At 38.9% G+C, this 26,901-nt stretch carries 21 protein-coding genes; 3 read left to right on the forward strand and 18 right to left on the reverse strand.

The features are described 5' to 3' along the window. Nucleotides 1-18 precede the first annotated feature (18 nt). Nucleotides 19-1,953, reverse strand: coding sequence for a molecular chaperone HtpG (gene htpG, locus EDD61_RS04170; RefSeq protein WP_132224177.1), 1,935 nt, complete (start codon nt 1,951-1,953; stop codon nt 19-21). A gap of 239 nt (nt 1,954-2,192) precedes the next feature. Between htpG and proB the strand changes: the two genes are divergently transcribed. Both proB and EDD61_RS04180 read left to right on the forward strand, forming a co-directional pair. Further along, nucleotides 2,193-2,993 (forward strand): glutamate 5-kinase, encoded by an 801-nt coding sequence (proB, locus tag EDD61_RS04175; protein WP_008979589.1) that lies wholly within the window; start codon nt 2,193-2,195, stop codon nt 2,991-2,993. After that, nucleotides 2,990-4,231 carry a glutamate-5-semialdehyde dehydrogenase gene (locus EDD61_RS04180; protein ID WP_132224179.1) on the forward strand — a complete coding sequence of 414 codons (1,242 nt, stop codon included), beginning with the start codon at nt 2,990-2,992 and terminating at the stop codon, nt 4,229-4,231. The genes proB and EDD61_RS04180 overlap by 4 nt, the downstream gene beginning before the upstream one ends. Before the next feature lie 339 nt (nt 4,232-4,570). Here the strand turns inward: EDD61_RS04180 and EDD61_RS04185 are convergent, their stop codons facing one another. The 11 genes from EDD61_RS04185 to EDD61_RS04235 form a co-directional block, all read right to left on the reverse strand. Next, nucleotides 4,571-5,527 (reverse strand): sodium:calcium antiporter, encoded by a 957-nt coding sequence (locus EDD61_RS04185; RefSeq protein WP_008979591.1) that lies wholly within the window; start codon nt 5,525-5,527, stop codon nt 4,571-4,573. A 199-nt stretch (nt 5,528-5,726) separates the two neighbouring features. Continuing rightward, complete coding sequence (gene rnc, locus EDD61_RS04190; RefSeq protein ID WP_008689175.1) at nt 5,727-6,410, reverse strand: ribonuclease III; 684 nt, start codon at nt 6,408-6,410, stop codon at nt 5,727-5,729. Between the two features lie 165 nt (nt 6,411-6,575). Further along, the gene (recG, locus tag EDD61_RS04195; protein ID WP_132224181.1) at nt 6,576-8,585 is read right to left on the reverse strand and encodes an ATP-dependent DNA helicase RecG; all 2,010 of its coding nucleotides are present in this window, start codon (nt 8,583-8,585) and stop codon (nt 6,576-6,578) included. Between the two features lie 121 nt (nt 8,586-8,706). Continuing rightward, the gene (locus EDD61_RS04200; protein ID WP_132224183.1) at nt 8,707-9,234 is read right to left on the reverse strand and encodes a GNAT family N-acetyltransferase; all 528 of its coding nucleotides are present in this window, start codon (nt 9,232-9,234) and stop codon (nt 8,707-8,709) included. Nucleotides 9,235-9,294: 60 nt separating this feature from the next. Beyond that, nucleotides 9,295-10,137 (reverse strand): radical SAM/SPASM domain-containing protein, encoded by an 843-nt coding sequence (locus tag EDD61_RS04205; RefSeq protein ID WP_008979595.1) that lies wholly within the window; start codon nt 10,135-10,137, stop codon nt 9,295-9,297. Between the two features lie 236 nt (nt 10,138-10,373). Further along, nucleotides 10,374-12,947: a calcium-translocating P-type ATPase, SERCA-type gene (locus tag EDD61_RS04210; RefSeq protein WP_132224185.1), complete on the reverse strand. Its 2,574-nt coding sequence runs from the start codon at nt 12,945-12,947 to the stop codon at nt 10,374-10,376. Between the two features lie 171 nt (nt 12,948-13,118). Further along, nucleotides 13,119-13,568: a hypothetical protein gene (locus EDD61_RS04215; protein WP_017144613.1), complete on the reverse strand. Its 450-nt coding sequence runs from the start codon at nt 13,566-13,568 to the stop codon at nt 13,119-13,121. Between the two features lie 2 nt (nt 13,569-13,570). Continuing rightward, a complete protein-coding gene (ftsZ, locus tag EDD61_RS04220; protein WP_008979599.1) occupies nt 13,571-14,683 on the reverse strand; it encodes a cell division protein FtsZ in 1,113 nt (370 codons plus the stop codon). Between the two features lie 24 nt (nt 14,684-14,707). Continuing rightward, nucleotides 14,708-15,967, reverse strand: a complete 1,260-nt coding sequence (locus tag EDD61_RS04225; protein WP_008979600.1) for a cell division protein FtsA — start codon at nt 15,965-15,967, stop codon at nt 14,708-14,710. Nucleotides 15,968-16,113: 146 nt separating this feature from the next. Next, nucleotides 16,114-17,628, reverse strand: a complete 1,515-nt coding sequence (locus EDD61_RS04230) for a cadherin-like beta sandwich domain-containing protein (protein ID WP_132224187.1) — start codon at nt 17,626-17,628, stop codon at nt 16,114-16,116. 11 nt (nt 17,629-17,639) lie between these two features. Continuing rightward, complete coding sequence (locus EDD61_RS04235) at nt 17,640-19,541, reverse strand: glucosaminidase domain-containing protein (RefSeq protein ID WP_132224189.1); 1,902 nt, start codon at nt 19,539-19,541, stop codon at nt 17,640-17,642. A gap of 271 nt (nt 19,542-19,812) precedes the next feature. Here EDD61_RS04235 and rpmB point away from each other — a divergent pair, with 271 nt between their 5' ends. Continuing rightward, nucleotides 19,813-20,004 (forward strand): 50S ribosomal protein L28, encoded by a 192-nt coding sequence (gene rpmB, locus EDD61_RS04240; protein WP_008689190.1) that lies wholly within the window; start codon nt 19,813-19,815, stop codon nt 20,002-20,004. A 121-nt stretch (nt 20,005-20,125) separates the two neighbouring features. Here rpmB and EDD61_RS04245 read toward each other — a convergent pair whose 3' ends face one another. The 6 genes from EDD61_RS04245 to EDD61_RS04270 form a co-directional block, all read right to left on the reverse strand. After that, the gene (locus EDD61_RS04245; RefSeq protein ID WP_132224191.1) at nt 20,126-21,739 is read right to left on the reverse strand and encodes a nucleoside kinase; all 1,614 of its coding nucleotides are present in this window, start codon (nt 21,737-21,739) and stop codon (nt 20,126-20,128) included. A gap of 556 nt (nt 21,740-22,295) precedes the next feature. Continuing rightward, a complete protein-coding gene (locus EDD61_RS04250; RefSeq protein ID WP_132224193.1) occupies nt 22,296-22,907 on the reverse strand; it encodes a thiamine diphosphokinase in 612 nt (203 codons plus the stop codon). After that, nucleotides 22,895-23,560 (reverse strand): ribulose-phosphate 3-epimerase, encoded by a 666-nt coding sequence (rpe, locus tag EDD61_RS04255; protein ID WP_132224195.1) that lies wholly within the window; start codon nt 23,558-23,560, stop codon nt 22,895-22,897. Before rpe ends, EDD61_RS04250 begins: the two co-directional genes overlap by 13 nt. 26 nt (nt 23,561-23,586) lie before the next feature. After that, on the reverse strand, nt 23,587-24,453 hold the full coding sequence (gene rsgA / locus EDD61_RS04260) for a ribosome small subunit-dependent GTPase A (protein ID WP_008979607.1): 867 nt from the start codon (nt 24,451-24,453) through the stop codon (nt 23,587-23,589). Continuing rightward, on the reverse strand, nt 24,453-26,162 hold the full coding sequence (gene pknB / locus EDD61_RS04265) for a Stk1 family PASTA domain-containing Ser/Thr kinase (RefSeq protein WP_132224197.1): 1,710 nt from the start codon (nt 26,160-26,162) through the stop codon (nt 24,453-24,455). Before pknB ends, rsgA begins: the two co-directional genes overlap by 1 nt. Continuing rightward, a complete protein-coding gene (locus EDD61_RS04270) occupies nt 26,155-26,901 on the reverse strand; it encodes a Stp1/IreP family PP2C-type Ser/Thr phosphatase (protein ID WP_008689196.1) in 747 nt (248 codons plus the stop codon). The genes pknB and EDD61_RS04270 overlap by 8 nt, the downstream gene beginning before the upstream one ends.

Genomic DNA, 26,901 nt, shown 5'->3' on the forward strand with positions numbered 1-26,901 from the left:
CCACTCTTATCGACGATCTTAGTTTGCTGCTTTAACCATAAACTCACAGATTTTTCTTGAGAATTCAGCTGGATCATCAATTGGGAATCCTTCAATCAACAATGCCTGATCATACAGTAACTGCGCATAATCCTTCACCGCATCCTTATCTTGTGCATACACATTTTGTAAGGCGGTAAAGATTGGATGGCTAGGATTGATTTCCAGAATTCTTGTGGCTTTCATGCCGTATGGATTGCCATCTGGCATTGCGCTTAACACCTTTTCCATCTCAAAGGACATACCTTCATCGGCACTTAAGCATACCGGATCATCTACTAAACGTGTACTCAGTTTGACTTCTTTGACTTTTTCACCTAAAGCCTCTTTTAAGCCATCAAGCATATCCTTACTTTCTTCAGCCTTCTTTTCCAGTTCCTTCTTTTCTTCTTCACTATCTAAGTCTAAATCTCCCTGTGAGATATTCTTAAAGTTCTTTTCCTTATAGTTCATCAAAGACTGTAAGACAAATTCATCTACATTATCTGTCAGATACAAGATTTCATAGCCTTTCTCTTTGACCTTTTTAACAATTGGCAGCTGGTCGATCTTTTCTACTTTATCACCGCTGACAAAGTAAATGTCCTTCTGACCTTCTTCCATGTGATTAATATACTCATCCAGCGTAATCAATTTCTTTTCCTTGCTGGAATAGAACAATAATAAATCTTGCAGCAATTCTTTATGTGCACCAAAGTCATTGTATACACCAAACTTGATCTGTACACCAAAGTTCTGCCAGAATTTCTCATATTCTTCACGTTCGTTCTTCAACATCAATAATAATTCTGATTTAATTTTCTTTTCAATACGATTCGCAATAACCTTTAATTGACGATCATGCTGCAACATCTCACGAGAAATGTTCAAAGACAGATCCTGAGAATCTACCAAACCTTTTACAAAACGGAAATGCTCCGGCAATAGTTCTTCTGCATTATCCATGATAAAGACGCCACGGCTATACAGTTGTAAGCCTTTCTTATAATCCTGTGAATAATAATTCATTGGTGTCTTACCTGGAATGAACAATAAACTGGTAAAAGATACCGCACCCTCTACACTAAAATGGATGACTTTTTGTGGATCGGTATAGTCATTAAATTTACTCTTATAGAAGTCATTATATTCCTCTTCCGTGATCTTTGCCTTTTCACGTTTCCACAATGGAATCATAGAGTTCAATGTTTTTTCTTCCATCACTGTTTCATATTTTGGTTCTTTTTCTTCTTCGCCTTCTTTTGTTTCCTCTTCCACACGACGCTGTTCTTCCACCATCATCTGGATAGGATAACGGATATAGTCAGAATACTTTTTAATCAGACGTTCAATTTCATACTGCTGCATGTATTCATCATAGTTTTCATCATCACTGTTCTCTTTCAGATACAGCGTAATTTCAGTACCACAGCTATCCTTTTCACATGGTTCGATCGTATAGCCATCAACTGCATTTGAGCTCCAGATATAAGCTTCTTCACTGCCATATTTCTTAGAGATGACATCAACTTTCTGGGCAACCATGAAAGCGGAGTAGAAACCAACACCGAACTGTCCGATAATATCTACATCATCCTGTTTTTCCTCTTCTTCTAATTCCTGCTTGAAGGCCAAAGAGCCACTCTTCGCAATTGTTCCTAAGTTTTCTTCCAGCTCTTCTTTATCCATACCTAAACCATTATCGCGAATGGTTAAGGTACGAGCTTCCTTATTTACTTCCAGATAAATGTGGAACTTATCGCGTTCGACATCGCTCAGATTTTCACTTAAAGATTTATAGTATAATTTATCGATTGCGTCACTCGCATTGGAAATCAATTCACGTAAGAAAATTTCCTTATGCGTGTAGATAGAATTAATCATTAAATCTAACAGACGTTTTGACTCTGCCTTAAACTGTTTCTTTCTAGCCATTGCAAATTACCTCCCATTTAGCACTCTTTTGCTAAGTCTGCTAATAGTATAAATCTTTTCTTTAGCACTGTCAACACCCTAGTGCTAAAAAATCTTGCTTCTCTACATGCAGGTGACAAGGAATCGTATATGGGGTTGTCCTTTTTGTTTTGTTCGATCTAAGTAACCAAGAAATGTTTGCTTGTTTGCTGTTTCTCGTCTATAATATAAGAAACAATTTACAAAGGGGTTGTAAGAAAATGAAAGAAATGAAAGATGTGCGCAGAATTGTTGTGAAGGTAGGCTCTTCTACCTTGACCCATCCACAAGGAGGACTTCACTTTCAGAAGATTGATCAGCTTGCCATGGCATTGAGTGATATCAAAAATAGTGGCAAAGATGTCATCTTGGTGAGTAGTGGTGCTGTGAGTGCCGGTGTTGCGAAACTGCAAATGCGTCATCGCCCCACTTTGATGAAAGAAAAGCAAGCAGCAGCTTCCGTAGGACAGAGTGAATTGATGTTTATCTATGATAAATTCTTCTCCCAATACGGTCAAACCATTGCACAGCTGCTGTTAACCAAAACCATAACCCACAATGAAACCTTACGGATGAATGCCGTTAATACGTTAGAAACGCTGTTATCCTATGGTGTCATTCCGATCGTCAATGAAAATGACAGTGTCGCAACGGATGAAATTGCTTATGGTGATAACGATACGCTAAGTGCCGTGACTGCTTATCTTACAAATGCCGATTTACTTATTTTGCTATCGGATATTGATGGTCTGTATGATGATAATCCTACCCTTCATCCAAATGCCAAGCTGATTCCTGTCGTCAATCACATCAGCGAAGAGATTCAGGCAATGGCAAAGGGCGCCGGCAGTAAGCATGGGACCGGTGGTATGGTGACAAAACTATATGCTGCACAATATGCCGGTGAGCATGGCATTCCGATGATCATTGCCAATGGCAATCAACCATCAATTTTATATCATATCCTAAAGAATACGTATCGTGGTACGTTATTTGATTTAAAAAAGGAGGAGAATTTATGACGTTAGAACAATTGGCACAGAAAACAAAAACTGCTTCCACCGCAATCATGAATGCGGACACACAACGCAAAAATCAGCTCTTAGCAACCATCGCAAAAGGTTTAGAAGAACATATGGCAGCCATTTTAGAGGCGAATCAAAAGGATGTTGAAACAGGCAAAGCCAATGGCATGTCAGCTGGCTTGTTAGATCGTATGATGTTGAATGAAGAACGCATGAAACAAATGATCGAAGGTATTCAGCAGGTTATCTCTTTACCTGATCCAATTGGCGAAATGCGTGGTATGCATACAAGTGAAAATGGTTTACAGATTGGTAAGATGCGTGTCGCTTTGGGAGTTGTCGGGATGATTTATGAAGCTCGTCCAAATGTTACCGTAGATGCGGCCATTCTTTGTTTAAAAGCAGGCAACGCCGTTATGTTAAGAGGTTCTAAGGATATTTTGGAATCAAATAAAAAACTCGTTGCCATCATGCAGGAAGCACTTATGAGCTGTGGCTTTGATAAATATACCATTGCCTTATTAGAAGATACCTCACATGCATGTGCAACAGCATTCATGCAATTAAATGGCTATTTAGATGTTTTAATTCCCCGTGGTGGCGCCGGACTTATTCATAATACGGTGCAGCATGCAACCGTTCCGGTATTAGAAACCGGTACCGGCAATTGTCATGTTTATATCGACGCGGATGCTGATCTGCAAAAAGCGATGGATATTGTCATCAATGCGAAGACCTCTCGCACGTCGGTATGCAATGCCTGTGAAAGTATTTTGATTCATCGTGGCATTCGTGATAGCTTCATTCGCTCTTTATTGCAAGAATTATCAGAACATGGTGTTAAGATTCATGGCGATATGACCATTTGTGAGTTGCATCAAGAATGTATTCCGGCAACCCAAGAGGACTATCGCAAGGAATATCTGGATATGGAGGTTTCCGTAAAAATGGTGAACAGCTTAGCCGAAGCCATTGCCCATATCAACACTTGCAGCACGCATCATAGTGAAACGATCGTATCTGAGAATTATACGAACGTGAAAAAGTTTTTAAAAGAAATTGACAGTGCCTGCGTGTACGCCAATGCCTCAACAAGATTTTCCGATGGCTTTGAATTTGGCTTGGGTGCCGAAATCGGTATCAGTACCCAAAAGCTGCATGCCCGCGGACCGATGGGATTAGAAGCTTTAACGAGTGAGAAATATATCATTCTCGGTGATGGACAAGTTCGCTAATGAACGTAACAAGAAATATGCAATTTTCGACAATTTTCACGCAATATCATCCAAATAGTTTCACAAAGTTTCAAAATACTTCTATAAGGAATAAATTTCTTTTTCTATCCATCCTACACATAATACGAAAGATTTAAAAAAGTTATAAAAAGCTCTAATGCAAACAAAGAACTCTTTCAGTAAATGAAGAGAATTTGCCTTTTGAAATACAATCAAAATGATACCATAAAAAAGGAAGGACTATTGCCTATGCATACTAACATGTCGAAACGTAGTTCTTCCTTTTTTAATATTTTTAAATTTTTTATGTGCCAACAGTTCTGCTAAGTATAAATTCTTTTACATGGATAAGGCGATACTCAGCACGTAAGATACTAAGATCAACACACTACATAACAATACTGCTCCACGATGTTTTTTTCCATAAATAACACCTAATGTTGCCAACATGGAAAATGCCCCAAAACCTAACAGGTTCAAGACTTGTGGCTCATTCACATAAATACCACCCTTGACATAAAGCACATCCGCAAAGCATAAAATGATAAAATTAAACAAATTGCTTCCTACAATATTGCCAAAAGAAGCGTTAAAGTTCCCGATACGTACCAAATTTATGGAAGCACTCAATTCAGGTAATGAGGTTGCCACTCCTAGGAAGATAGCACCAGCCACCGTAGCTCCCAACTGCAATTCATTCGCAATCTTATCTGTTACTTGAGTTAATAAGATACTTACAACGACCAAAGCAACACTGAAGATGATAAAACGCAAAGCAATTTGTTTTACTGTTAATGAAATATACACATCCTCAGCATTGTCTCCACTTTCATCATGTTTCATGAACTTCACATTCACAAGATACACAATCAGAATGAGAACCGACATTAAATTTACCTTTAAAAAGCCAACTCCAAGTTCATAAGGATAGAAAATGGCAATAAAGACACAAGCATACATGACAATACCATACCATAACGTCTTGGAATGGGAATTTGACAGGGTTGCTTGCTGATAGCGTTTGCTGGTAAACAGCATCAATCCGCCAATCACACAAAGGTTAAAGATATTAGAGCCAAGCACATTCCCCTGCACTAGATCAGGCTGATCTAATGCCAACACAGCGGTTAATGAGGTGAATAGTTCAGGCAGTGAGGTGACTGCAGCCAGCATGACTCCCCCGATAAAAGCGCCGGATAAATTGGTCTTTTTATCCAGGCAATCCACATAATAGGATAGTCGGACAGACAAATAAACAACCAGGATCGCCAATACCAGATATTCAATATATATCATACATTCGTTTCCTTTCTTATTTTCAGCTTTTTTATGATACCTTCCCTTATGAAAGAAGTCAATAGCCTTTCTGGGAAAACACCATCCGTTTCCAGCTTGTAATCATTCTTGTAAAAAAACAGAAACACTTTAGGTTTCTATTTATGATTTATCCTTTTTTAAGTTGTAGGAACACGTTTACGAAAAATCACCTACAAAGTTATTTCACCATTTTTTCAAAAGCATCCTTGGCAGCCATTTGCTCAGCCCGCTTTTTGGAAAAACCCTTTCCTCTTCCTAACGTGATATCATCCAACATCACAGCTACTTCAAATTCCGGCTTATTGCTAGGCCCTGATACATGAATGGTTTCATAGTGGACAGTCTTGCGTGAATCGGATTGGATATATTCCTGTAATTTTGTTTTATAGTCAATGACCTTCTCACTTTTTGGTTGTGTGATGGCTGGAGTAAGTACCTCTTCTAAAATAACATTAATGCTGTCCATCCCTGAATCTAAATAGATAGCACCTAATACCGCTTCAAACATATCCGCCAGTATGGAATCACGTTCTCTACCACCAGTCTTTTCTTCTCCTACCCCAAGCAAGAGATAACGACCTAAGCCTAATTTGCGATTATATTCCGCTAAAGCCTCCTCACATACCAATTGTGCACGCAAGGTGGTCATCTGCCCTTCACTTAATTCCGGCGTCAGTTTAAACAACTTGGTCGTTGACCATAACTGTAAAACCGCATCCCCCATAAATTCTAAACGCTCATTATCGTGGGCAAAGGTCTTATGTTCATTCACATAAGAAGAATGAACCAGTGCCTGACGTATTAATTCCTTATCTGTATACGGAATTTTTTTGCTTTCTAACCAATCAAAAATCGTATTCATATCATTTCTCCTTCTTATATACCCTATTTAAAGTCACCTTTGCTTTTCATGAGTATGATCTTTCCTTTTATTAGTAAGCTATCACGAATCCCTTATCTAAAACGAAACATCATACCAACTGCCATTGTATAATCAAAAGCGCGGTCACACCGCTATTATATCACACTAATCCAAATATGTGGCACGCGCAATGGTCATATCAATATAATTTTTTATCTGTTCATAACCAGGATCATGGATGTGCTTTAATAAAGCTTGCGCATCTTCTCTGGCAACCTCTAAAATATTTGCATCTTGAATAACATCCCCTAAAATAAATCCCGGAACGCCACTTTGCCGTGTCCCTAAGATATCTCCCGGACCTCGCAATGCCAGATCATAACGCGCAATCGCAAAGCCATCATTTGTTTTCTCACAAACCTTTAAACGCTGTAGGCTATCTGGATCTTTTGAATCACTTAATAAAAAACAATACCCCGGTTGACTGCCGCGTCCCACACGTCCGCGAAGCTGGTGAATTTGACTCAAACCAAAACGATGTGCATCATAAATAACCATTATATTGGCATTAGCGACATCCACACCCACCTCAATAACCGTTGTTGATACTAAGATTTGCAAATCCCCCTCTACAAATGCTTTCATTACAGCATCTTTCTCTTGCGCACTCATTTTTCCATGGAGCAAGCCTATCTGATAACGTCTTCCTAAGGAAGCCTGCATGCCTTGAAAGATATCTGTGACATTACGCATCTCATAATCTTCATTTTTCTCAATGGCCGGGCAGACAACATAACACTGATTGCCTTCATCAATTTTCTCTAACACAAAATCTAAAATACTACTCATGGATCTTGCGTGCACCAGCTTTGTCGTGATTTTTTGACGTCCAGATGGCAATGTCTGAATCGTGGATACATCCATGTCGCCATACAAAGAAATGGCTAATGTTCGCGGTATTGGTGTAGCACTCATCAATAAGAAATCAACCTTATCCCCTTTTTCCAACATTTTCTTTCGCTGGGCAACCCCAAAACGATGCTGTTCATCCGCTACGACCATACCCAAATCATGAAACTCTACACCTTCTTGAAACAAGGCATGCGTTCCTACAAGAATATCAATTTCATTTCGCGCTAAGCGCTCTAAAATATCTTTTTTCTCTTGTGTCTTTAAGCTGGCATACAATACCTCAACCTGAATTTCATAATCGTGAAAGATTTTCTTCAAATTGTTTCCATGCTGTTTCGCTAGGATTTCCGTCGGTGCTAAAAAAGCTGCCTGCTTATGTGCTAATACACAGGCATACATGCCAAAAGCCGCCACCAAGGTCTTTCCACAGCCTACATCTCCCTGCACCATACGATACATGATGTGATCACTCTTCAAATCGGCTAAAATCTCTTCGATTGTTTTGATTTGATCCTCGGTCAAAGAGAAAGCTAAGGTTTTTTGCAGATCCATGACTTCCTCATTATCAAATCGCTTTTCATGTCCATGTACCACTTCTTTTTCCTGTGCCTTTAAAGCTTGCATCGTGATTTGGAATTTTAAAAACTCTTCATATTTTAAATGGCGCAGGCTCTGTTTTACCGCCTCCATATTTTTGGGATGATGGATGAAATACAAGGCCTGCGAACGAGAAATTAAGCGATACTTCTGTAAGTATTCCATGGGCAGAAAGTCTTTAATGCTTTCTTGTTGCGCTAGCCATGCCTTATCAATGTATTTACGGATATCTTTTTGACTGATTCCCTCTTTTACATTATATACCGGGAAAATACCAAGCTGTTCCTGTAATGGCTGAAAATTATATTGCAATGCCGTCATCCGTGAACCACCTTCATATTTAGCGATAAGTGTAATTGTTTTTCCTACCGTAAACGCTGATATCCAAGGGCGATTAAAGATAGCGATATCCAATTCTTCCTCTTCATATAGAAGTTTAAATTTTGTGACACTCTGTTTGCCTTTCAAGCGTATTACTCTGGCACGATTTAAAATCACACCTTCCAATGCGATTCGATCTTCTTTTTGCCATTCCTTACGTGGTTTCGTTTCTACGCTTTCATAACGAAACGGATAATACGTTAAAAGATCCATGGCATTTTCAATTCCCATGGTATGCAAAAGTGCTCTTTTTTTCTCTGATATTCGCAGTTCTTTCAGTTCCATATGTCACACCCTAACTGATTTTCATTATATAATAGGTTTTGAAAACATTCAAACAGAAATATCCTTCCCCTTTACGATCGTATCGCACGATAGCATTTCTTCTTATTATCTTTATCTTTTATTAAAGTGATGTTTCCATCATCCTTACCTGATACTTCCCCATATCCATTTCTTCTTTCGTAAAATGAAATCCCAACTTTGTCCAAAACTTTTCGGCCACGACATTTCCCTTAATGCAGCCCAAACGCGCATACTTAGCAGAAAAACACTGATGCAACAGCGTCTTCATCAATGTCTGGGCAAACATCGTACCTTGATACTTTTTGTGAATCATAAACCATCCGATATACAAACAATCTTCATTGGGATAGCCAACAATAGCATCCAAAAAACCTAACAATTCCTCCTGGTGATAAAAACCAAGAAAGTACTTATCCTGCATGCTTTTCCCCATAGGTAAAGCAGTTAAATCTTCTTTCAATGAAGCTTTCGTTGGTTTGCTTTTCATACAAGCAAAATAATAGGGATTGCTAATACAGATGGCATACATAGCATCTATATCTTTTTCACTCAGTTTACAAACCTTAATACCATCCTGATACGGTGGAATCGTTATTATGCTTTGAAAACAATGCTCTTTATTTTTCATGATATACCTCCATTGGCCATTTTTTTAGTTTCTCGTTATTCGCTTTACTTTCCTAAGATATCATAGAAATCTTAAGCGATACGTGCAATGCTGACACAACGCTTCCTCTACTTGATGCTTTTGAAAGCCCTCCAACATCTTTAAACAGCGTTTCGATGATAAGATTTCTTCCAAAGGGGTCTCAAATAAATTCCCCAAAGCAATATCTCCTTTACTGTCTAAACAGCATGGCACTAGTGTACCATCCACCAATACCCCACACATGCTTTTCATACCTAAACAACTTCCTGTCTTCGACACAAAAGGATTCATCAAAGAAGGCCAAGTAAAGATATTCTCAAAATGCAGATGAATATGATCCGCTAAATCAAAACGATGCATTCGCTTAATAATCACATCTTCTAAGTTCTTCTGATATTGTTTTACTACGGTCGTTAATAGTGTTTGTGTTTCTTTGCTTAACTTTTCATCTTGTATGCTCCATAAACGATAGTTCACATGTATACCACAGGCTGCTAGCTTTTCCGCACATTCCCATATCGTCTCTAAATATCGTGGTTGTTCATGCTGAGGAAAGCTGTGCAAGGAGATATTTAATTGTCGGATACATTGGGAAGCACATAAAGCATCCACTTGTTTTTTTAATAAAGTTCCATTTGTCGTCAGGATGACCTCCATATCATTCGCTTTGCATATCTGTAAAAAAGCGGGAAGATCTGGATGGGACAGCGGTTCCCCTAATACATGCAGATAAACATGTCTTGTGACACTGCGTACCTCCTGAATGACATGCGTAAATTCTTGTATATTCATCCTGCGTGGCTGTCGCTGATTTTGAATACAGAAGCTGCAGGCAAGATTACAAGTGTTGGTAATTTCGATATAGACTCTCTTAAATCGCATAAACGCTCCTTTTTTTCTCTTATTTTACCACAGGTGATAAAACAAAGAAATAAGAAACCTATCTTCGCTTTTGTTAGCAAATCTACTTTTTCTGCAAAAAAATAAAAGGAAGTAAGAAAATCCCATCTTCGTAGGTACACATTTACTCATTCCTGTATCTACTTTGATGGGATCCTATCAATGTTTTAAACTTCCATATTTATTCAACAATCACTTTCTGCCTATAACCTGTTTTCTTATTTATCCTTCGCAAACCATTTGCTAGCCTCATTAATCAAAATCACACTGGCACTTAAGCCAAACACCAACCCCCAACTCATCATATCTAATGGTACCGTTTTTAATATAAAATTAAAGATCGGCAACTGACATACGGCGATCTGCAATGCTGTACTAAACAAGAACGTCAGGATTAACCATTTGTTCTTAAATAAACCGACGGCAAAGATAGAATGGGTACGACTGCGCAAATTTAGCGCATGGAAAAGCTGCGATAAAGACAATACCATAAATGCCATTGTTTGTGCTTTAGCGGGACTGCTATTTAATCCATAACGGAAAGCGACTAATGTAATGGTACCAATAAACATACCATTTAAAATGGTAAACATCCAACCTCCATGGGCAAACAAACTCTCTTTTGCATTTCTTGGTTGTTGCTCCATGATATCCCATTCCATAGGATCTACACCTAAAGCAAGTGCAGGAAAAGCGTCTGTAATCAAATTGACCCATAAGATCTGGATAGCACTTAAGGTTGATACCACATGTGGCATGCATATAATGGCTAAAAATAATGACATAATTTCTCCCAGGTTACAACTTAACAGGTAAAGAATCGCTTTTTGGATATTTTCATAGATTCCTCTGCCCTCTTCCACAGCTTTCACAATGGTCGCAAAGTTATCATCTGCCAAGATCATATCACTCGCCTGTTTACAAACATCGGTTCCTCCCTGTCCCATAGCGATACCGATATCTGCCTGTTTCAAGGAAGGCGCATCATTGACTCCATCTCCCCCCATGGCTACCACCAGATCATTTTGTTTAAAAGCCTGAACGATGCGTACTTTATGCTGCGGTGTCACGCGGGCAAACACACGATATCCTTTTACACTGGCACACAGTTCCTCATCACTCATCGCATCTAACTGATTTCCGGTAATCACTTCTGTCTCTTGTTTGGCAATCCCAAGTCTGCGGGCAATTGCTAATGCGGTTAATGGATGATCTCCGGTGATCATCGCCACACGGATACCGGCTTTATAACATCGGGCAATAGCATCTTTCACTTCTTCTCGCGGTGGATCCATTAAACCAACAAATCCAATGAAGCACATCTTATTCTCAACATCATCTTCATAAGGCGATTTCAATGTTTTTCTTGCTAAAGCCAAGACCCGCTGTGCATCTTCACTCACCTGACGGCTGGCTTCTAAAATACGCTGTTTTTCATAATTTGACATGCGTACTGCCTTGCCATCCTGCCAAACACTGGTGCACATCGCTAAGATCTTTTCCAATGCTCCCTTCGTATAAGCAACAACTTCTCGCTCATGCTGATGGATTGTCGTCATTCTTTTTCGATTAGAATCAAAAGGAATTTCATTGACTCGGACATACTTCATATCCAAGTCCTTCTTATGAAAGCCTTGTTTTTCACCAAAGCATAACAATGCTGTTTCTGTTGGCTCTCCTAATACTTCATTTTGCGATATACTGGCATCATTGCAAAGCACCATACCTTTTAATAATTCCTCATTTACTTCCTGCAACATGCCATTGGCATAACTGCTGACCACATGCATCTTATTCTGTGTTAAGGTTCCGGTCTTATCACTGCAAATAACACTAACAGAACCCAGTGTTTCTACTGCATGCAGTTTGCGCACGATGGCATTTTGCTTACTCATGACCTGAACACCTAATGCTAACACAATGGTGACAACGGCTGGTAAACCTTCTGGGATAGCCGCCACTGCCAAAGAAATGGAGAGTAGCAGCATATCAAAAAGATTTCGTCCTTGTAATATGGCAACCACAAACATAGCCGCACAAACTCCTAACGATAGCATTCCTAAAATCTTTGATAAATGTGCCAACCGTTGCTGCAAAGGCGTCATATCCTCTTTTGTTTCATCCAGCATGCGGGCAATTTTGCCAACCTCACTGTCCATCCCACAGCGAACGACCATCCCTTGTGCTTTTCCATATGTAACATACGTCGACATGAACACCATGTTGCGCTGATCTGCGATATGCATCTCATCCGGATAGACAATATCTGCCTGTTTTTCAATAGCCTCACTTTCCCCAGTTAGCGTACTTTCTTCCACCTTTAAATTGGTACTGGTGAGCAAACGCATATCGGCAGGTATATAACGACCTGCTTCTAGCTCTACAATATCTCCTACAACTAAATCTTCGGAATTGATTTCTTTCAAATAGCCATCTCGCAGGACATACGCTTTTGGCTCTGATAACTTTTCCAAAGCATCAATCGCTTTTTCTGCTTTAAACTCTTGAATGACACCAATGATTGCATTTAACACGATTACAACCAAAATGATACAAGCGTCCATATATTCCTTTAAAAATATAGATACGATTGCCCCAATAATCAATATAATGACCATTGGATCCTGAAATTGTTCCAGAAACATTTGTAAGAGCGTTACTTTCTTTTTCTTATTTAAAATGTTTTTCCCTTGCTCTTTTTGTCTTCTCCGTGCCTCTTCTTCACTCAATCCTTTATGAAGATCACTTTGACAAGCTGTTTCTATCTCCTGAATCGTCTTTCGATACGGCATACGATCCCTCCTTCAGTTACACCTTATGATGCTTTCATGCATGCTATGTACACTTCGTCAAAACATGACAAAACTACTGAAAAAAGGTGTTTTCACATAGGAAGAAGGCGCAAGTGAGTTCTAAAGAAAAAAGTATAAAACAACCGCAGCTATTTCATACTTTCTTATCATTTAATTTATTTCATCTTTCTTTTTCTTCATGTCAAAGATTTTATCCTGAATGGCTTTTTCTAGTTCTTCCACCAGAAAATCAAAATTTTCTTCCTCATGATGATCTACAAACATATCCAGATAAATCCGTTTCGCTTTTTTTTCTTTTTCATCAAATTCCACGCAAGTACCCGAATATGCATGCTGAATTGGATAGCCCTCAATGGCCGCATACCCAGTATGCAAGGTTCCACAAATTCCATCCACATCAAATATTGCTGGACTGCGAACAATGGAAATATTCTTACATTCTTCTAGGAACTTACGGTATCGTCCATTCTCCTTATGAGCTGCACTCACCAAAATCAATTTCACCTGATTTTTACGTAAATGGCACAAAAAGCGATGACGAATTTCTTCTTGAAATGCCCCGGCTTCAAACATAGCATCATCTATGTAATAAAACTTCATCATTATCTTCTTGTGAAGAAGGAAGGAATCCCTTCATTGTCATCCTCTTCCGCATCATTCATGCGTGAAGTTGCATATACTTCTGGTTCTGATGCTTTTACACTTTGCTTCGGCGCAGCCTTAGCAGCAGAATAGGAGAATGCTTTTTCTAAGACATCTTCTTCATTCTTATCAGCGTCAAAACCTGTAGCAATGACGGTAACAATGATAGAATCTCCTAGTTTTTCATTAATCGCAACACCAAAGATAGCATCAATATCATTACCAGCAGCCTCTCGTACTAAAGCCATAGCATCCTCAGCATCAAATAAGGTGATAGATTCTCCACCGGTAATATTGACAATAGCATTGCGTGCACCAGTAATCTGTGCCTCTAGCAATGGGGATTGAATAGCTTTTTCAGCTGCAGCACGTGCTTTGTCTTCTCCTTCTGCCATACCAATACCAATTAATGCAGAGCCTTGATTTTCCATAATTGTGCGAACATCCGCAAAGTCCAAATTGATCAATGCCGGTACGGCAATTAAATCCGTAATCGTCTGCACGCCCTGACGCAATACATTATCAGCAGCCTGGAATGCTTCCGTCAATGGTCTTCGTCCGATGACCTCAATAAGGTTATTGTTAGAAACGATAATCAAAGAATCTACGTATTCTTTCATTTCAGCCAAGCCTTCTTCAGCTGCCTTCATACGTTTCTTACCTTCAAAGGTAAATGGTTTGGTTACGATACCTACAGTCAATGCGCCTTCTTCTTTTGCTATCTTCGCAAATAATGGCGCAGCACCAGTACCAGTACCTCCACCTAAACCGGTAGTTATAAAGACCATGTCACTGCCTTTGATTGCCTCACGAATTTCATTTTCATTTTCCTGTGCAGCTCGTCTTCCCATTTCCGGGTTTGCGCCTGCTCCAAGACCTTTGGTAATCTCACGTCCAAGCACCAGTTTATTTTCTACAGGAGAAATATTTAATGCCTGTAAATCCGTATTTGCCACATAAAACTCGACCCCTTTAACACCTTCGCTCACCATACGGTTCACCGCATTACAGCCGCCACCGCCGATTCCAAACACTTTAATATTTGCTACCTGTTCAAACTGTAAATCACTCATCTTTATTCCTCGCTCTCTCTTCTTTTATCGATCATTCAACAGAATGCTTTTCAATTTTTTCGTAAATCCGCCTTCTTCATCCTGTGTGGACGTCTTACGGCGTATAGTTTCCACAACCTGTTCTACTTCTGCATCAGCACAGCTTGTACGTTGATCATTGCGAATATCTATCTGTTCCTTCCAACTGTAAAATAAGCCTAAGCAAGTTACTAAGGAACAATCTCTAGCTCCAATCGTCTGTGGCACATATAGCTGCCAAGGCGCATTTAATTCATCAAACAACGGTTCCACTGCCTGAATCTCACAGCCTTCTCCCGTGATTAGATAGCGAACATCGCCACTCTCAATAATTGGTGCACAGGCTTCATTAATGCCTTGGATCCATTCATGAATGTATGGCGCAACCAGCTGACATACTTGCTTTTCACTCAGCTGTTTCTGTTCTTTGCCTTCGCTCCAAACATAAATAATCGTATCCTTTGCTTCATGTTCTTTTAAACAACAAGTATTTTGTACCAAGCGATAACCGACATGTGGCGATAAATGGTTTTCTTCACAAAGCTTTGCTAACCATTTGCCATATCCATCTTCTAATACCTCGCAGTTTACAAGTTTACCATGCGTAAATAAAGAAAGTGTAGTATTCTGTCGAGCTAAATCAATTAATATGACATATTTATCAACCGTCTGCTCAAAAACCGCTGCTTCTTGGGCAATGGCATAAGAATCCAAACATACATCCAGAATTTCTAAGCCAGCTTTTTCGATACAGCGTGCATAGGAATACACGGTTTCTTTATCCGCGAATAGTAAATCAACATCCATGATCAACATATCACTTGTTTCATCGATTGGCATTTTTCTTGAAGTGATGCCATTGGTTATGTATTTGATACAGCCGACATTCACCAGTTCTAATTCGGGATCTGGTTTATAAGTAATCGCTTCATTCAGTCCTTTTTGAATATCACTTAAACGAATACGTTTACTGCTTGCCTGTGGCAATACATGAACACGTTTATTATGTCTGGCCACATTGACGCTAGGTAACGATACCAATGCGCGTTCAATATGATAACCAAGCGATTCCTCCGCCTGTTTCACAGCTTTTATGATTCCATTTACAACATTTTGTTCATCTATAATTTTCTTTTTTTCGATTCCAGTAATCCCTGCTCTTTCAACCCGCAGAATATTAAATCTGGTATCATAAAATTCTCCAACGATCAGACGAATTTCATGATCGGCAATTTCTACGGAGGCATAGATTTCCTTTCGATCCATAAGGTTTACCCCCTTACACACGTTTTCACTTATACTCATATATAATATCATAAAAATGGTGGATAAAAAACATTTTACAGGAATTTGTCATATTTTTTTCAGATTTAGGAATTTCCGTGCTCCATCGTTTTAAAAAAGAGAGAATTTTAGAAATTCTCTCCATCTTCTTGCTGCATTTTAACCAAGCTTTCGTGCTCTATTTCAGCACTTTTTGATAATGGTTTTCCCTTCACATCAATCTTATTGAAATGCTTTGGTTTACGTTTCTTGATACATATGATAAGAATAGCCAAGAAAAGGATAGCACTCAATGCACAAAGACCATACACGATCAGTTTCAGCTGCTTCGTTTCTTCCTCATGTGCTTTCAGTAATTTTTCATATGCATTCTGCGTAATTGCTGCACCACCGGCATACCGCTGTAAGGTATTCCCTGTTTTCTCATATTGATAATACACCTTATCACCGGCATCATTCATTACATAAAGCAATGCGTAATCAGCAAATGCCTTATCTTGATATGTCCAACCAGGAAGTTCTTTTCCATCGACCTTTACTGTCGTAAACACCATACCAGTACGTTTTTGCAACGCTTTGGGCACATCGATGATCGCAATATTTTCTCCAAGTAAGCCCATCGGGCGATAAATGGATGTTACTTCTTTCTTTTCCGTATCATAAAAATAAAAGTCTTTTTTATCATCGTTTTCTAAATACAACAATGTCATATGTAAACTTTCATTTGTCCAAGCTGGTACTACTTTTCCATCAATGGTAAGCTTTGTTTCCTCAAATAATTTCTTAGACAATTTCGCAGCTGAATGTGAAACGCCAAGTTTTTTCCCTTGATAATTTACAAAGACTAGTGGTTTTTCATCCACATGTACCTTTATCGTATAGGTTGTTGATGTCCCATTTTCTGCAGTACATATCACTTGAATCGTATTATTACCGGGTTTCAACTTCTTTTTTCCGATTCCACTCAGTGATGCCTTGCTGTTATTTGCTGCTGCACTGACCTTTAGGGTATCTACACTACCAGGCAGATCAACCTTATATGAAGTTGTTCCAGCTTGAAATGCCGGGGATAATTTGCCTTCACTGACACTTAAAGACTTCAAGAAACTATCCTTATTTTTCTTTTCTTCTTCTTTTGGTTTCTCTGTTTTATTACTAGGCTCATTCTTTGGTGTATCATTATTGGAAGGAGCATTGTTATAATCATCATTATTGTTCTGTGAAGTATCATTATTTCCTGAATTACTTGAATTATTATTATTGTTGTTTGATGGTTTGCTGCGTTCTTTTACCACCACGGTACAAGAAGAAGACAATGACTGATCCTTTTCCGTATTAAAATCGGCAATCGTTCCTGAAGCATAGACGCTAAGACTGCCAGCACTAGTTCCTTTTACGGTATAGGATCGAGAATTATTTTCAAACCAATCAGAATCATTTGCAGCACCACTCACAGCCACCATACCTGCTCCACCAGAAACACTGACCGTAAAGGTCACAGTATCTCCAACATAAATTGTCGAACTACTACAAGATACGGATAAGCCTGCTGCAGCAATATGTTTTTTAGGCAGATTCAGTACTGTTACTGCTAAAATAGCAACACTGATACCTGCCAGAAATTTTGTTATTTTCTTTCTCATCTTTACCTCCACTATTTCCCCATGATCCTGTTCTTAACGACTACATAATCAGCTGGTGAAATTTTACCATCTTGATTTGCATCCGCTGCTTTTAAAGGCGTTCCTTTTAATTTTGTCACACCCATGATATGATTTTTGATTTTCACATAGTCAGCAGGAGATAATTTCCCATCACCATTTACATCTCCGGGTAAAACTTTTTCATCTGGTTTATCCGGTGTGTCAGGCACCTTATCATGGTTAGCATCTTGATTGCCTTCATAAATGACCATCATCGAATCTTTCACCTTTATGTATCCATAATTGTATGTGTAATCATATAGACCATTGGAATCATTATTCTTAGCACTGCGATCTGCTTTTAAGATGCAGTCTGTACGTATTTTATACCATGTACCTTGACTGTTTTTTACCGTATCTAACACAACAAATGGGAATTGATGAATGACCTTGCTATTGCTATTTCCGTTTTGATAATATTCTTTGCTGGAGGTTTTAGCATCCTTATATATACTGATTGGTTTTACACCGGTGTCAATCACAAGGGTGTACTTATCACTGTCCTTTTTACCAGAAAGATCTTCCAAAAAATAACCTTGTGCTGCCGCTTTTTCCCCCCAGTAAGGATCACTAGCATATTGCACATTCATACCGCTTTGTTTATCCCCAAGATGAGGTCCATAATATCGCCAATCATATGGATCTGTATAGCCAAGCGACACCCAGTTTTTCGCAAAATCATTGATACATGCCGCAACTGAGGCGAATGTATTCGCTGAAGTTCCCGGACTGGTATCCACAGCATTTAATCCAAAGATGTTGTTTTTTTCCTGTGCGATAGAGCTATTGCCCCAAGCACTTTCATTCACTGCCAAACCAAAAGCCAAAGCTGCATTTGTACCATATTGTTGTGCATTGATAAAATCTACGCCACGATTTCGCAGCTTTGATTTCGTATTTGTCGTACCTTCTAACAAACGTTTATTTAAATGATCTGCTGTAAAACTAGATACCGTACGCATCGAAAGAAACTGATAGTAATTATAATAAGGTGATTCCTTATTAACCGCACGGCTGTATACATCCTTTTGATAATCATTGATCATGGTTTCAAAAGCAGTATAAAAATAATGACCGTCATAGCTGAAATATTTTGTATTCTCTTTCAAATACGCTGGCGCATTTCCAACGCGCTGAGATGAACTGTAATATGGTGTAAATATCTGATGATAGAGTTTATTCTTTGTCACATAATAATAACTGACATTCACCTTTGCTGTATATTCCTGAATGGTAACATATTTCGCATCCACCAAACCGGTAACTCCGGCCATACGAAACTTGACCTTTCCATCCACCGTGCCAAGATAGGCTGCATCTACCGCATAAACGGCACTCGTATACCCACTGATATTGGTATCGACTTCCTTATATGGTGTCGTCATTCCACCATCCAACACTTTAAATTTTACGATAGATGGTTTGGTAGTGCTGCGTAATACATTCTTACTATACACAGAAACATCCACATCACTATTTGCTGAACGCATCATGCTGCGTGTTAGCTGTAACATATTTGCTGTCTTTACCGCATCCTCAATGGTATCATAATGGCCAACCTCTGCACTAGCTCCATCTTTGGTTTCCATTTCCACATCAAACGTTACCTCTTCATCTGTATCTTCCGGCAAGGTAATGTCCTCTTTGACACCCTGTGGATTCGCTTTTACATAAGTAATTTTTCCATCTTCATCCATCTTTAAAAACATACCTGTTTGATCGCCATAAGAAGAACCCTTCCTAGTTTCTGAATGTTCTTCTTCCGCAAACAGCTTTTTTTCTATATTTGGCAAAACGTTAACTGCCAGTAAACTTACCCCAAGAAAGATTGTAAATACCTTTGTTTTTCTCATACCATCATTCCTTTTGTTATAATAACTCAGTCTAATTATAGAACAGCCCTTTCATGAATGCAATTGGTAAATATTACACATCCTTACTACTAGCCCGTTATCCTTCCTTAAAATTGATTGAAAACCCTTTAAAATCACCGTTTTACAAACATATCCTTAAGGGTGATCAACAGATAAATAAAAATAAAAAATATTCTTGCATTTTATAATCTTAAATGGTATGATATTTAAGCGAATTATGTTAAGTATTATACGGAAGGAGGTAAACGGTATGTCAAAAGTTTGTGCAATTACAGGTAAAGGTCCTTTATCAGGTAATAAACGCTCTCACTCTATGCGTGCATCTCGTCGTAACTGGAATGTAAATTTACAGAAGGTTAAAGTCGTTGTTGATGGGAAACCTCAAACGATCCGTATTAGTGCTCGTGCATTGAAAACATTAAAGAACAAAAACGCTATCTAAGAGTGATTTAAACAGGGAAACCTGTTTTTTTTATTTCTCTAAACCTTCACGTACAATCTAAAATTGAATGTGACATCAGCAATCCAAAAGAGCAGAAGTCTGCTCCTTTGGATTGCTAAAATTACGATACATCAAAGATGCTATTCCCAATAAATTCTGCCAGAATAGAGCTGCGTGGAATGGCTGAGGAATCCCCAGTCAAGAAATAGTCTAATAGCTTATGCAGACGATTCGCTTCCAGATACGCTTCTTCCTTTATGTCAACTTCTTCTAACAAAGGAAGAACAATAGGCTTTAATACTGCTAATTCATAGACCATAGAACTATTGAAAATGGCATCTGCTTCTTCTTGATATGGATAAATATAGCGATCCTCGCCATAACGGACATTTTTCCATGAATGAATCGTTTCTGCAGCACTCCAACCGCGAGATTGATAATCTCGTGCGATACGACGTATTAAACGATAATCACTTGTTGGAATACGATTATGATCATCTAAATTGAGATGCGTCAATGCATTGATATAAATACGGAATTTTGCTGAATCCGGTATATAAGCACTTGTCGTTGGATTCAATCCATGAATGCCTTCAATAATTAAAAGCTGATCCTGTTGCATGCATAACGTTTCCCTCCACTCACGTTTTCCAGTTTTAAAATTAAAATGCGGCATACGAGCTGGAAGGTTATGCAATAACTTTAACATCGTTTCATTAAACAGCTCCAGATCCAAAGCTTCTAACGATTCAAAGTCATAACTGCCATCCGGCAATTTTGGACAATCCTCACGATTTTTATAAAAATCATCCATGGATATAGCAATAGGTTCTTTCCCATGTATTTTCAAATGGATGGATAAGCGCTTTGAAAAAGTTGTTTTCCCTGCTGAACTAGGGCCGGCTATTAAAATGAAACGAGTACCTGCATGTTCTTTTAACATTTTCACTGCAATATCCTCTAATTTCTTTTCGACCATCGTTTCACTCATTAACACCAACTCATCCATCTTTCCTTCCATAATTTTCTGGTTTAGCTGCGCTATATGCGATACGCCGATGGCTTTCCCCCAGGCCTCAAATTCTTGAAATACTTGAAACATCTTTCCCTGATTCACAAAGTGTTCTTGTGGTGATAACCAAATACCGGGAGCATAATAGCGCAATGCAAAATGCGTTAGATAACTAGTGTTTGGCAGCATGATACCATAAAAATAATCATTGACATCTTCTAAATGATATATACTACTTGTTTTACTATGGCGATTTCGCAATAAGCTTGCCTTATGCAGCATTCCGCATGCTTCAAAAAAAGCTACGGCTTCTTTTGTAGGCACGACGCTGCGTAAGATTGCCAGCTTTTCCCTGGTCATTTGTTTCATGGTCTGTTCAATCTGAAAAACATCCTCAGGCGTTAAATAGCTTTGCTGTTCCACTTCACAAAACAAACCATTACTTAGCGCATGTTCAATACACACATGCGCTTTAGGGTATAAGCGATGCACAGCCGCAATAAACAAAAAGCTCAAAGATCGTTCATAAATTTGTTTCCCTATCTCACTATCCGCATAAACAAAGGAAAGATCTCCTTCTTCCTTTAAACAATACTTCACATCATGGAGCTTCCCATTGAAGACAATAGCATAGACATTTGCTTTTTCTTCTGCCGGAATAAGCTTTTCCACTGGCGTATCTTTGGTAATTTCTATTATTTTTTGTTGTAACGTGATTTTCATATTCATCCTTCTTTCACTGTTAGGATATGTCGTTGCTACCCTTATTATAATACAGAATAGCTGTTCCTCAAAGAAGAACGATAAAACGAAAGAACCACTCTATTTCATATACCGTTTCATCCTTAATAACAACTGTATTTTAAACAAAGTTTGATGTACTACATATTGCCTCTTCATATTTATATGCTAACCAATATACAAAATTTGCTGCTATCAACCATGAACAACACAAGATAGCTAAAAACTACCCATAAAGTTTTTTAACATATTTTTCTATCTCACATCCCTTTATCCACAATATGAAAACCGGCTAAGCTATGTCGTTTCAAATTTTTTAAACAACAGTTACAGATCATATCATTTGCTTTCTGAGAATTTGCATCCATGAGCCAAGCAAGGACAACTACCTAATTACCAAAGATTCCATGTTGTCATAAGAAACTGTGTTTTTTATTATGAACAAGCACCATCTGTATAAACAAAAAGCTACATGTGGTAAAACGTATATGAAAAAAACTCCATGCATTTGGTTATCCAAACTTTGGAGTTCGCTTCATCATATTTTATCACTTGATTCAATCATTAAAAAGCTTCCTTTATGTACAATAATCTCAGCATACTCATTTAGGATTTCATTACTGATTGCATATATATCTCTTGTAGATAAACAGCGTTTGGATAACGGATAGGCAACGCCGATTTCTGTTATCTGGGAGTCTTCTAAAGCTAGAAACGACAAATAGGTATATTCTTTAGGTACTTTATAAGTACCTTCTTTTATTACACGAATACGATTTTGTTCATTGACCAGGGTGATGGGATAATTGCGATGCATTAAAAGATATAAATTGGCTAATTCATGATCTAAGCGCCCACCTAATGCACCATAGACCCAAATATCATCATAACCATGTGCAAGAGCGTACAGTATCGCCTCTTCTGTATCCGTCTCATCCTTATGTGAAGGAAGTTGTTCCATTCTTTCTGCCATCTGTTGGATTTGGATAACCTGCGTTTTATTCACACTATCAAAATCGCCAATGGCAGCTTTCATGACAACGCCTTGCAAAGCACAGATATAGGCGCCATGATCTACCCCGATGATGTCATAGCCTTCTTTTGTATACACCCGTTCAGCTAATCCACTGATTAGAATTACGCCAAGCATAATAAGGATTCTACCGCCTCATGCACATCTTGTTTAAATACATAGCTTCCCGCAACCAGCGTATCACAGCCAGCTTCAATCGCCTGTTTTGCTGTTTTCGCGTTGATACCACCATCAATTTCTATGCGTACATTTAACTCATGTGCATCAATATAGCTGCGCAATTTTCTTACCTTATCCAACTGATCTTCCATAAAAGATTGACCGCCAAAACCTGGTTCTACACTCATGATCAAGAATACGTCCATTTCGTGTAGATATGGTAATATTTCATCAATCGGTGTTTTAGGGCGCACACTCACACCGGCTTTCGCACCTAAGGAGTGAATGGTTCTACACAAGGCGACACATTCTTTGATAGATGCAACAGCTTCATAATGAAACGTCACAATATCGGCACCGGCTTTAATGAAAATAGGCGCATAAAACTTAGGATCACTCACCATGATATGCACATCCATCACCATATCTACTGCTTTTTTAAAGCCTTTTAAGATATCCGGGCCAAAGGTTAAATTCGGCACAAAGTGTCCATCCATCACATCAAAATGCATCCATTCTGCACGTGTTTTATTCAAATCGGCCAACTGTTCACTCACTCTTGCATAATCTAATGATAACACCGATGGCGCGATTACTAATTTTTGTTTCATTTTTTTCCTCCTTTTCTTATATTAGATTAATACTTAGGTTTTGCTTGTTTGATCATCTGCACAACTTCCAGATAATGTGCATAGCGTTCACCATTGATTTCTTGCTTTTCCACGGCCTCGCGAATGGCACAGTTTGGTTCTTGCACATGAATACAGTCATTGAACTTGCATTGATGCAGATAAGGTGCAAAATCAGGAATACGTTCAGCCAGCGTTTGAATGTCCATCGTTGTAAAATCCATGGAAGAAAAGCCCGGCGTATCGGCTACCCATCCACCGGCAATCTCATGCAATTCACAATGTCTGGTCGTATGTTTTCCACGTCCTAATGCCTTGCTGATTTCTTGTGTCTGCAAATGAAATGTTGGATCAATACGGTTTAGCAACGAACTTTTTCCAGCACCACTTTGTCCTGTCAAGACGGAGATTTTCCCTTTCAATATTTGTATGAGCGCATCACTGGCATACCCTTTCCCACTGACATAAACATCATAGCCACTATCGCGATACGCCATGATTTTTTTATGAATTTCATCATCTTCCTCGATAAGATCCATTTTCGTAAAGCATAAGATGGGATGGATCTGTGCGTAACATACTTGAAAAATCAAACGATCTACCAACACCGTAGAGAAATCCGGATCTTTACAAGACATAACAATGATTGCCTGATCGACATTGGCAATTGCCGGACGCAGCAATTCATTTTTTCTAGGTAAGATTTTCTGAATACCGATTTGTGCGTCAAATCGCTGAAGCTTTACAACATCGCCAACAACCGGCGCTTTATGCTTACGCAGCTTGCCCATGGCAATGCAGGCTAAATGCTCACCCTGTTCATTTAATACCTCATACTGATTCGAAATGATTTTAATAATTCTTCCTGTTTCCATCAATAGTAGTACAATGTGATCGTATTAGAGCCCTCCTGTATGTACCAACTGCCTTCTACAGGATCACTCTTGACCACAACTCCTTCCTCAACATCTTCTTCATCCTCTGGTTTATCCATTTGTACCAATACCGGGATGATTCCTTTATCCCCCAAGATGTTCTGTGCTTCTTCCACTGTTTTACCATTCAGCTGAATCGTAAATTCCACGCGTTTTGTTACCGTTACATATAATTCACAAGGTTGCTGTGGATCCAGCTTTTCGCCAATATTTAAACCACTTTGTTCGATAATGTACCCTGGTTTATACTCTGCATTCTCTTTTTCTTTAACAATGAGCTTCACCTTAGGTGCATATTCTTCTAATTCCTTTTTCACATCTTCATATGGACGATTTTTGTAATCTTCGACGATATAATACGTACCTTTTGAAACCGTTAACGTAATAGGATCACTAGTTTTATACTTACTGCCCGCTTTTGGATAAATATCTACTACCGTACCAGAACTTTTATCATCGGTTAATTTCTCTTCGATTTTGATCTTATCCTTAGCAAATCCTGCTTCACTTAATTTGGTGATAGCTTCATCTTTCGCAAGATCAATAACTTCTGGAATGGCCGCTTCTTTCGGCGACATGATATTAGTGAAAATCATGAAAGCCACAAGTGCTCCAATAGCGATACAAATGCCAATTATGAGTGGTGTTTTGTGCTTTTTCTTCTTTGTTTTTTGCTGTTCCGCTTTTTGCGGATGGTCATCTTCATCCGGTATTTCCATCACTTTTGCTTGTCGCGGTTTATGTTGAGTCACCTTTTTTTGTTCCTTCATGATCAGGGTAGGATCTTGTTCCTGCGCAAAGCTGAGTTTTTTTACATGCGCATTTGATGCATCTAAACAATGTTCTAAATCATATAACATTTCTTTGGTGCTTTGATAACGCAATTTGCGGTTTTTTACCGTCGCATGGATAATGATATTTTCAATTGATTGAGGCAAGGTAGGATTAAATTCACATACACTAGGTACTTCCTCACGTAGGTGTTTCATGGCGATCTGTACCGGATTATCACCGCGGAAAGGTACGCTGCCTGTCAACAATTCGTAGAAAACAATTCCTAAAGCATAAATATCAACCTGATTCGTAGGTGTTTCCCCTCTGGTAGTTTCCGGTGCTAAGTAATGCGCACTGCCCAGTACTGCATCACTTTGGGTCAACTGTACTGAATCATGTGCCAGCGCAATACCAAAATCCGTAATCTTGATTGTTCCATCATCCTTCACTAAGACGTTTTGCGGTTTGATATCACGATGGATGATGTTATGCTCATGCGCATGCTGTACCGCACTGGTTAATTGAATCATAATATCAACGGCCTCTTCCTTATGCAAGGCTCCACGCTGACTGATCAACTGTTTTAAGGTTCTTCCTCTGACATACTCCATGACAATATAATGATGCCCATCATATTCTCCTACATCATAGACATCAACGACATTGGGATGCGAAAGCTTACTGACCGCACTTGCCTCACGCTGAAAGCGCAATAACGTGACTGGATCTTTGCTTAATTCTCCACGCAGCACCTTGATGGCAACCTCACGATTCAAGATCGTATCCTCAGCCAGATACACATCTGCCATGCCGCCTTCTCCGATACTGTCTTTGATGATATAGCGTTCTGCTATCATTTTTTGCATTCTATTCATCTGCTGCATCCTCCTTATCCACAAGGATGACACTAACATTATCATAACCACCGGCATCTAATGCCGCTTGAATTAATAAATCTACCTTTGCCTGTAATGCACAATCACTTTCCATGATATGGCGGATTAATTCTTCACTTACATAGCCATGAAGACCATCACTGCACACTAATAGCATCTTATAATCTTCTTTGACCTTATTGATATCAACCTTTACACTATCCCAAATACCCAAAGCATTTGTCAGCACATTGCGATTAGGATGATGCTTCGCTTCTTCTTCACTCACTTCACCGCGTTTTAATAAATCAGCCACATAGGAATGATCTTCTGTCAAACATAAAAAATCATCTTCATATAACCCATAGGTACGAGAGTCCCCGACATTAAACACATAGGTCGCATCCGGACAATGCAAGATACCAACCATGGTTGTTCCCATACCACGCTGTTCTTCTCGTCTGGTTGCCTGCGTAAAAATCAAATCGTTTGCTTCCTGAATGACACCTTTCAGCCATTGTTTTACTTCTACATCATTTTTATGGCATAATACTGCTTGTTCAAAGCTTTTTTTCATATGTTCTGCGGCCAATGCGGACGCCACATCACCGGCTTTACCTCCGCCAATGCCATCACAGACAACGGCTAATAAAGCATGCTGTTGATTTTCTGCCAGACAGATACTGTCCTGATTATTTTTACGACGCAAGCCGATATGACTCTTTCCATAATACTTCAA

Source organism: Longicatena caecimuris (genome assembly GCF_004341945.1).
Lineage (GTDB): Bacteria > Bacillota_I > Bacilli_A > Erysipelotrichales > Erysipelotrichaceae > Longicatena > Longicatena caecimuris.